The organism is Nodosilinea sp. P-1105 (genome assembly GCF_012911975.1).
Classification (GTDB): Bacteria; Cyanobacteriota; Cyanobacteriia; order Phormidesmidales; family Phormidesmidaceae; genus Nodosilinea.
The window spans coordinates 1-9,717 of record NZ_SMDQ01000110.1; the positions used below are offsets into that span (position 1 = coordinate 1).

Below are 9,717 nucleotides of genomic sequence, written 5' to 3' on the forward strand. Positions count from 1 at the left end.
AGTTTAGACCCTATGCACGCGACACGGAGGTTGCATGAGCAAAGACCAGCCTATTAGGCTCTAAGTCATCACCCTAGGTTAAACCCCTATCTTGGTAATCTTCACCGCTCTGACAAAAAGCTGCCAGAATTAGCCCTGGATTTGATGGAGGAGTTTCGCTCCCCGGTGGTCGATACCCTGGTGGTTACCCTGGTTAATCGCCGCGATGTACAGCCGGATGATTTTACCTGGCCCACGGAAAATGGCGGTGTCTATATGGCCGATGGGGCGCGCCGACGGTTTATTCAAAAGTTTGAAGCTGGGATGTCGCAAACGGTTAAGCATCCAGATGTGCAGGAGCCGGTGACCTATCGACGGGCGATTCACTACCAGGTGAAGCGATACAAACGTTGGCTACTGCATAACGAGCCCTACCAACCTTTTTTGAGGACGGTCTGATGCTGGTACTGATTACCTACGATATTCCTGATAATCGGCGTCGCACTAAATTGGCGACGTTCTTGGAAGGCTATGGCCGACGGGTGCAGCGCAGTGTGTTTGAATGTTTTCTCGACCAGACTGAAATGCAAGATTTGTATCAGCGCATTCAACGCCGGGTGAAGGCGGAGGAGGATAGTGTACGGTTTTATTGGCTGACGCCCCAGTCGGTGGCGAAAAGTCTGGTGATTGGCGGCGAGCCAATTACCCCTCCCCCAAGTGTCTATATTGTTTGAATGAAGGCTATCGACGCACCTCTACTAATGGCTATAACCCCCATTTTATGGTGGAGGTGTGTCGATGGCTGGCGCTGTAAGGGTTTGGGGCACTGGCCACAGTGGCAAGGTGCTGATTTTTCGCCCTATGGGGTAAGCTATTGGCAGGTGCGTCGATTGGCAGGGCTGAAACCCGCTCTGGGTAAGGCCCCCAGAGACGAACTCCCGACCGAATGGGTTAATTCGGAATAGTTGGAAACAAGAAGGTGATTCTATGTACTTGCCTAATGAAGTAGTTGATTCCCGACCGAATGGGTTAATTCGGAATAGTTGGAAACCTTAGTAGCATCATAGGGGATACTAAATTGATAGAGTTTCCCGACCGAATGGGTTAATTCGGAATAGTTGGAAACCATCAGGGTGGAGAGCCCCGCGATCGCTACCTTGAATAGGCCCGACCGAATGGGTTAATTCGGAATAGTTGGAAACGCAGTAGATTGTCTACGGCTACAGGCTCCCCATGGATGCCAGCCCGACCGAATGGGTTAATTCGGAATAGTTGGAAACTCTTGAGGCTTACCTTGCTGGCAATATCAACTACATGGTCTCCCGACCGAATGGGTTAATTCGGAATAGTTGGAAACCATGTTTAAGAGTTTCCATTTTTACGCCCTCCATCGGCGACAGGTCCCGACCGAATGGGTTAATTCGGAATAGTTGGAAACTTTGAGAACTTTTGTATTGGAGTTCAATGGCATAAACCCGACCGAATGGGTTAATTCGGAATAGTTGGAAACCATTACCTTTTGTTTAACATTAGAGATTGCCTTGCCTGTAGGCCCGACCGAATGGGTTAATTCGGAATAGTTGGAAACAAGGAATACTCCATGACTTACTACGGCATACTTTCAGAACCCGACCGAATGGGTTAATTCGGAATAGTTGGAAACTTGCCAGATTGTCCACGCTGCATTATTCAGCTTACTGGCCCGACCGAATGGGTTAATTCGGAATAGTTGGAAACGTGAAGCCCATACATCCTAGGACTAAGCTACCGTTTTGTCGGCTTCCCGACCGAATGGGTTAATTCGGAATAGTTGGAAACCAGAGCAGTAATAGCGATTGAGTGGGTATCATAGACCCGACCGAATGGGTTAATTCGGAATAGTTGGAAACTAAGCCTAGATAAAATAAGATATAAACCCTTGAGTCAACCCGACCGAATGGGTTAATTCGGAATAGTTGGAAACGGGTCTGGAATCGTGGCCTAGGTTTGCTGAAAGAATTCCCGACCGAATGGGTTAATTCGGAATAGTTGGAAACAGTGAGATGGAGTCAATGCAACGTGACATTGTGAGTATCCCGACCGAATGGGTTAATTCGGAATAGTTGGAAACCCACATCCCGGTTGATACGGCGACCTCTTCGGGTCCCGACCGAATGGGTTAATTCGGAATAGTTGGAAACTTTTCTTGTTAATTAGTGTTAAAGCAGCCTTTTGCTCTACCCGACCGAATGGGTTAATTCGGAATAGTTGGAAACAATAGGTTGGGCTGTACCTAGAGACGTAAAAACTAACGATGCCCGACCGAATGGGTTAATTCGGAATAGTTGGAAACCAGAACCCACGCGACTATGCCAACTACATTGGCGAGATGCCCGACCGAATGGGTTAATTCGGAATAGTTGGAAACAGGTTAAAGTTTTCGGTATGAAACATGTGTTGTCCTCGTGGCCCGACCGAATGGGTTAATTCGGAATAGTTGGAAACTTTGAGTCGGGCCACTAAACGGTTGATTAGAGGTGCCTACCCCGACCGAATGGGTTAATTCGGAATAGTTGGAAACGATTCACCATATAGACGTAGACCCGTCTAATAACGACGCCCCCGACCGAATGGGTTAATTCGGAATAGTTGGAAACAGCTACTGGCTCACGTAGTTGACCCTAGCCACGAGGACCCGACCGAATGGGTTAATTCGGAATAGTTGGAAACTAGAATCGCATCCATCTGGTTGAAGCTGTACTCGTCCAGGTACCCGACCGAATGGGTTAATTCGGAATAGTTGGAAACTCCATGATGGCGGGCACAAACCAGGGGCTATTCGCGGGCCCGACCGAATGGGTTAATTCGGAATAGTTGGAAACTTGGCAACATAGGTGTGCTCTTTGTAAGGTGCATCAGCTCCTGCCCGACCGAATGGGTTAATTCGGAATAGTTGGAAACAGCCGTAATAGGTGATTTACTTGGCACTTTTTCAGATGCCCGACCGAATGGGTTAATTCGGAATAGTTGGAAACACTATACGTGTGCCTACAGGCATCGACTGAACTTCTACCCGACCGAATGGGTTAATTCGGAATAGTTGGAAACCGTAGCGCTTAGGTGTCAGCGACTTGAATGTAGCCTCCCCGACCGAATGGGTTAATTCGGAATAGTTGGAAACCCAGGGCTGGCGTTAGCATCAACTCGGTCAAGGATGGCCTCCCGACCGAATGGGTTAATTCGGAATAGTTGGAAACCAGCGTTGTCTAGCTGGAAATCAACTCCACCACCACAGCCCGACCGAATGGGTTAATTCGGAATAGTTGGAAACGGCAATTGGCATTGCTTGCCAGGCTGGCACACCGTAACCCGACCGAATGGGTTAATTCGGAATAGTTGGAAACAAAGACAGCCGAGTATATGGAGCGGATTGGATTCTGACCCGACCGAATGGGTTAATTCGGAATAGTTGGAAACATTTTCCATCTAAACGAATGGGTGTAGCGGTCATCCCAAAATGCCCCGACCGAATGGGTTAATTCGGAATAGTTGGAAACTGTAAACCGGGATCAGTTCATCCTGAAGTTCTTTCAAACCCGACCGAATGGGTTAATTCGGAATAGTTGGAAACTTACCCTAGATTCGCAGTCTAACCGCCATTGGGTAGTAGCCCGACCGAATGGGTTAATTCGGAATAGTTGGAAACTTCTGCCTGTCTCCCTGCTAACTCTGTAGGTAAATCTCCCGACCGAATGGGTTAATTCGGAATAGTTGGAAACCTGATGAATCTGATATCGATGTAAAATCTTTGGATGAGCTAAACCCGACCGAATGGGTTAATTCGGAATAGTTGGAAACCAGGTAACTGTAAACAAGTATAAAGCATTCATGAGATTACCCGACCGAATGGGTTAATTCGGAATAGTTGGAAACGCTAACAGCAGGCGGAACACAGGAAAGTACCAAAAGGCCCGACCGAATGGGTTAATTCGGAATAGTTGGAAACACATCTATCTTAACGCCTGCCTTAGTCATAAGCATGCACCCGACCGAATGGGTTAATTCGGAATAGTTGGAAACACTTTGGAGAACGGAGAGCGGAGAGCGGAAAAACGAGAACTTTGGTGATTTCTTATAAGGCTACTGAATGCCAGCTTTCCGTCCTCCTGTTTCCGCCCTCATCCCTTCAGAATATGGGTTAATTCGGAATAGTTGAAAGCCTCATCATGTCCATCTGTTAAACTGCAAACAGAAGCAGAAGAGGCATGACTGTCTATGCCACAACCATCAAAACAGCCACAACCATACAGAAACCAGATCTTCCAAGAAGGGTTTTATCTGCTGTTCTTCGGACTCTGTACCCTGCTAATCGTGCGCGTAGTCTTACTGGGTGAGGATCCGGCTGAATTGTGGGATTTCTCAGGCTTGTTCCTAGCCACGTCGCTTTATCTCACCGTTCGGCTTACCTTGGCAAAATCTATGCATCAAGAGTACGAAAAAGCGGGGAGATTTTCATTGCGCAGATTATTATTTCGCTCGTTTATAGCCAGCGTATTTTTTTCTGCACTGATGATACTGTTTGGCGCATGGTCAATCAGCACCCTGGATGATGTGTTCAGAGTAATTGTAGGTGGTTCCATCTACTTCGCATTAATGATCGCAATACCGCTGATCTCACATCAACTATCAAAACGGTGAACCAGAGCTGCGTCATCAGCCACAACCGCTGTCTCTAGCTTCAGACCTCCGAGGTTGCCAAAACCTCGGAGGTCTGGAGCCCCCGCCGTTATCGCCAGCGCTCCAGCAGGTGATCCCCCACCCGCAGGGCATTGGCAATCACCGTCAACGCTGGCCCCACACTAGAGCTAGATGGGAAAAAACTACTATCCACCACATAGAGATTATCCAGCTCGTGGGTGCGGCAGTGGATATCCAGCACCGACGTAGTGGGGTCGGTGCCCATGCGGCAGGTACCACACTGGTTAGCCATCACCGGCAAAGGCACCTCCCCGCGCGGATGCAGGCCCGATCGCGAAAACAGATTGCTATCCTTCTCCACCGCCTTTAGCACATCCAGCCAGCGGTACACCAGGCGATCGTGGGCCTCGGCATTATTCGGCTTGAAATTCACATAGAGCTTGTCCTGCTTCACCTCCACCCGGTTTTTGGGGTCCGGCAGCACCTCCGTCATCGTCCACCAGGCAATGGACCGGGTGGCCAGTTGCTTCAGGCCAAAGTTAGGCATGAACTTGGTAATCAGCGACAGCACTGGCGGGGACTCGGCAAAAATCGCATCTTGCAGCACCCCGCCCATGTTTTGAATGTGGCCCATGGGATAGTCAAACTGGCGATCGCCCCAGTAGTAGTCATTGATGCCCACAGAGCGGGGATATTTGCCAGAATTGGCCTGGGCCGTCACCTCCACAATCGAGCTCATCTGAATTTTCATCAAATTGCGGCCCACCTGGTCCGACCCATTGGCCAGGCCATCGGGGTGCTTTTCATTGGCCGATCGCAACAACAGGGCCGCCGAATTAACTGCCCCACAGGCCAGCACCACAATATCCGCCAGAAACAAGTAAGGCTCACCATTCACCTCCGCCTGCACCCCCCGGGCCACGGTGCCAGCCGGGTTGGTGACAATCTGGGTAGCTTTGGCCGCCGTCTTCAGGGTGACATTGCCAAAGTCCAGGGCCGGGGCCACCCCAAACACCTCTGAATCCCCGGTGGGGTCCTCCTCCTGCAAAGACAGGGACATGGGCAAGGGGTAGGGATGGCAACCCTGCTGGGTCAGCCCCGCCAGCACCGGTTGAATCGTGGGGTCGTGCTCCACCGCTGGGTAGGGATAGTCGCCACTGCGAAACGGCTCCGTCGGGTCGACTCCTTGCTGGCCATGCACCTGGTAAAGGGCTTCGGCTTCGGTGTAGTAGGGCTCAAAGTCGGCATACTTGAGGCACCATTCCGGGGAAATGCCATCCTGGTGGTGCACCGTTTCAAAGTCCCGCTGCCGCATCCGCTGCAGGGCCGCCCCATAGATTTTGGTATTGCCGCCGATGGCATATTTCATCTGGGGGGTAAACGGTTCCCCCTCGCTGTCGTACCACTGCTCGGGGGCGTGATAGCGCTGCTTTTGAAAGATATCCACATCACTGATGTTTTGGTCTTCCAGGGGCATGGCCTCCCCCCGTTCTAGCAGCAGAATCCGCTTGCCAGAGGGAGCTAGCTTGCGCGCCAGGGTACCTCCCCCCGCGCCGGTACCGATGATGATGACATCGTAATGCTGGTCGTCGATGATCATGGGGTCCTCAGTAATGGGGGCTGGTGATGGACAGGCAGACTGGACAGTGACTCAGGGTTGACGCCCCAACGCTGACGCGACAAACCGACTGACTACCTAAAATCTACTGACGATTGCCCGATTTCGCTGCCTTCTTTCTCTCAATTTAAAGAATCCCGCTGGGAGCATTCTGCTTCAAGCCTCGGATCGGTTACCGCGAAGCCTAACGCAGCGGCGCAGAATGCCGCAGGGCGGGGTGGGTCCTCAGGCTGGCTTGACCCACCCCTACCTACTTCGGCAAGTTGCCCCTCCGGGGCCGCTACGCGAACAGCACAGGCCTCCCAGGAGGGGATTTGCGGTCAAATCTCCCCTGTCCTCTGTCTCCTACCTCCTGTCTCCTACCTCCTACCTCCTGTCTCCTACCTCCTATCCCCTGTCCCCTGGCTCCGGTAAGATTTTGGCATGACTGATACCCCATCCCGTCCCTCAATTCCCGCCCAGGCCTGGCAGCGACCCCTCGGTCAGCCCTGGGACCATCACTACATCGTGCGCTACGCCAGCAACCTGGACGATGGCCCCAACCATGGCGCTCCCCTGGGGGGCTTGGGGGCGGGCTGCATTGGGCGATCGCCCCAGGGGGACTTTAACCTCTGGCACCTGGATGGGGGCGAGCATCTGTTCCAGTCCTTCCCTGGCTGTCAGTTCACCCTCTGGGAAAAGACCGGGGCTGGCACCCAGGTCTATGCCCTCAGCACCCAGCCGCCCCAGGATGGTCGGCTGTCGGCCTGGCAGTGGTATCCGGCCTCTAGCCGCGATCGCCCCACCGGGCACTACTACGCCCTGTACCCCCGCAGTTGGTACCGCTACGAGCAGGTATTTCAGGCTGAGATTACCTGCGAACAGCTATCCCCCATCTGGCCCCACAATTACCAGGAGGCCAGCTACCCGGTGGCCCTATTTGAATGGACGGCCCACAACCCCAGCCGCTTTCCAATCACCCTGAGTTTGATGGTGAGTTGGCAGAATTTGGTGGGCTGGTTCACCAATACCCAACCCTCCCCCGAGGTGCGCCAGCGGGATGATGGTAGCCCTTACTACGACTATGTGCCGGCCATCGGTCAGAGCGTCGGCCAGGTCAACCAGCTGATTGCTAACGACGGGGTGAAGGGGCTGCGGCTGGATGGCGCCTGGTCCGGTGCTCCCCAGGAAGGGGACGGGCAGTGGTGCATTCTCACCCCTGACACCCCGGGGGTGGAGGTGTCCTACGACTTGCGCTGGGACCCGACCGGGGACGGCAGCGATCTCTGGGATGCTTTTGCCCGGGTGGGTCGCCTGATGAACCTGATGGACACCACCCCAGCCGCCGAGGGGGAGCAAATTGCCGCTGCGATCGCCCTGCGCTTTACCCTACAACCCGGAGAAACCCGCCAGATTCCGGTGGCCCTGGCCTGGGATCTGCCAGTGACGGAGTTTGCCGCCGGGGTGACGAGCTACCGCCGCTACACCGATTTCTTTGGTAAAACCGGCCGCAACGCCCAGGCGATCGCCTTTGCCGCCCTGAACAACTACCAGGTCTGGCAGCAGCAGATCGTCACCTGGCAGCAGCCCATATTGGCCCGCGCCGACCTGCCCGACTGGTTCAAAATGGCCCTGTTCAACGAGCTGTACGACCTGGCCAGCGGCGGCACCCTGTGGAGCACCGCCACCGAGGCGGACCCGGTGGGTCAGTTTGCGGTCCTGGAGTGCCTGGACTATCGCTGGTATGAAAGCCTGGACGTGCGGTTGTACGGCGGGTTTGCCACCCTGCTGCTATGGCCCCAGCTGGAAAAGGCGGTGCTGCGGGCTTTTGCCCGGGCCATCCCCACCCAGGATGACCGACAGCGAGTGATTGGCTACTATGCCACCATTGGGGCCGACAGTCCCATGGCCCAGCGCAAAGCCAAAGGAGCCACCCCCCACGACCTGGGAGCCCCCAACGAGCAGCCCTGGGGGCAAACCAACTACACCAGCTACCAGGACTGCAACCAATGGAAAGACCTGGGCAGCGACTTTGTGTTGCAAGTGTACCGGGCCTTCCAGGCCACGGGGGCCGACGACCTGGACTTTCTGCACACCTGCTGGCCCGCCGTGGTAGACACCCTGCAATACCTGAAGCAGTTCGACCAAGACGGGGATGGCATCCCCGAAAACAGCGGCGCCCCAGACCAGACCTTCGATGATTGGCGGTTGCAGGGCATTAGTGCCTACTGCGGCGGGCTGTGGCTGGCGGCTCTGGAAGCGGCGATCGCCATGGGGGAGCGGTTACAACAGGCCAAGCTGGCCCCCGGCAACACTCCGATTCTGCTCACCCAGTACCGGCGCTGGCTGGACAATGGCCTCAAGGCCTATCATCCCAAACTGTGGAATGGCCGCTATTACCGCCTGGACACGGGCAGCAAGTCTGAGGTGGTGATGGCTGATCAACTCTGTGGGCAGTTCATGGCCCGGTGCTTGGGACTGCCTGACCTGGTTGAAGAGGAATACATCCAATCGGCCCTGGCCGCCATCTACAACGCCTGTTTTGTGAACTTCAACCAGGTGGCCCAAAGCCAAGCTCGGCCCCAGCAGCAGAAGTTTGAGGGGGCCCAGGTGGGCAACTTTAGCGCCGCCAGCCTGAACCTGGCGATTGGGGCCGCCAATGGGGTACTACCGGACGGCACCCCCGAAGACCCCGACGGCACCCACCAGCTAGAGGTGTGGACCGGCATTAACTTTGGCCTGGCCGCCTTTATGGCCCAAATGGGTAAGCGGGAAGAGGCCATGGCGATCGCGGCCGCTGTCGTAGAGCAGATCTACACCTATGGCTTACAGTTCCGCACCCCCGAGGCGATCACCGCCCTGGGTACCTATCGAGCCTGCCACTACATGCGCCCCCTGGCGATCTGGGGGCTTTACGCCAGCCTCTGCCCTTAGGCTAATGTTAAGCTCCCGGCTATCACCTCGATTCCATGCTATACCCAAGGTAAAGAGGCTAGACAAGGCCGTATTTGCCCCCGACGACCTTGCTCCATCACGCCCTCGCGTCAGATCTTGCTAAAGCGCTTATAGATCTGGAAGGTCGTCTGCGCTAACTGCAGTTTGAGTGCCCCATACCGTACCTTGTCGTCGATGTTGTCATGGCTGACCTACAGTCAACCAAGCATTTGATTGAAATCATTCGGGAGCTTTGCTTTGCTACGACACTAGATAGTGTCATGACCCTCGTGGGGGTAGCTGCCCGACAGCTTACCCATGCGGATGGGGCGACTTTTGTACTGCGGCAAGGGGAGGAATGTTTCTATGCCCATGAAAATGCGGGTAGTGCATTAATGCACGGGACGAAGGAAAATCAGACTACGCCACCACGATAACCAGGGAGACAAGCGCATGGCTATTGAGATGACCTGTCCGACCTGTGGGTCTCACGATATCTCCAAGAACGGCACCAGCCATCGGGGGAAGCA

General features: G+C 54.3%; 4 protein-coding genes, 1 pseudogene and 1 CRISPR repeat array. Of the genes and pseudogenes, 4 read left to right on the forward strand and 1 reads right to left on the reverse strand.

The window, feature by feature from the left end:
* Positions 1–87: 87 nt before the first annotated feature.
* The 3 genes and pseudogenes from cas1 to E1H13_RS25525 all read left to right on the forward strand — a co-directional run.
* Positions 88–438, forward strand: a pseudogene (cas1, locus tag E1H13_RS25515) (CRISPR-associated endonuclease Cas1); the annotation flags it as partial.
* Positions 438–713, forward strand: coding sequence for a CRISPR-associated endonuclease Cas2 (gene cas2 / locus E1H13_RS25520; RefSeq protein WP_169617787.1), 276 nt, complete (start codon positions 438–440; stop codon positions 711–713). The pseudogene cas1 and the gene cas2, both read left to right, overlap by 1 nt.
* Positions 714–916: 203 nt before the next feature.
* Positions 917–4,038: direct repeats of the CRISPR family, unit length 36 nt; unit sequence CCCGACCGAATGGGTTAATTCGGAATAGTTGGAAAC.
* A gap of 195 nt (positions 4,039–4,233) precedes the next feature.
* Positions 4,234–4,656 (forward strand): DUF6773 family protein, encoded by a 423-nt coding sequence (locus E1H13_RS25525; protein WP_169617788.1) that lies wholly within the window; start codon positions 4,234–4,236, stop codon positions 4,654–4,656.
* Positions 4,657–4,744: 88 nt separating this feature from the next.
* On the opposite strand, the gene E1H13_RS25530 is transcribed toward E1H13_RS25525, so the two are convergent.
* A complete protein-coding gene (locus E1H13_RS25530; RefSeq protein WP_169617789.1) occupies positions 4,745–6,256 on the reverse strand; it encodes a GMC family oxidoreductase in 1,512 nt (503 codons plus the stop codon).
* A 441-nt stretch (positions 6,257–6,697) separates the two neighbouring features.
* Here E1H13_RS25530 and E1H13_RS25535 point away from each other — a divergent pair, with 441 nt between their 5' ends.
* Positions 6,698–9,187, forward strand: a complete 2,490-nt coding sequence (locus E1H13_RS25535; RefSeq protein ID WP_169617790.1) for a GH116 family glycosyl hydrolase — start codon at positions 6,698–6,700, stop codon at positions 9,185–9,187.
* Positions 9,188–9,717: the final 530 nt, after the last annotated feature.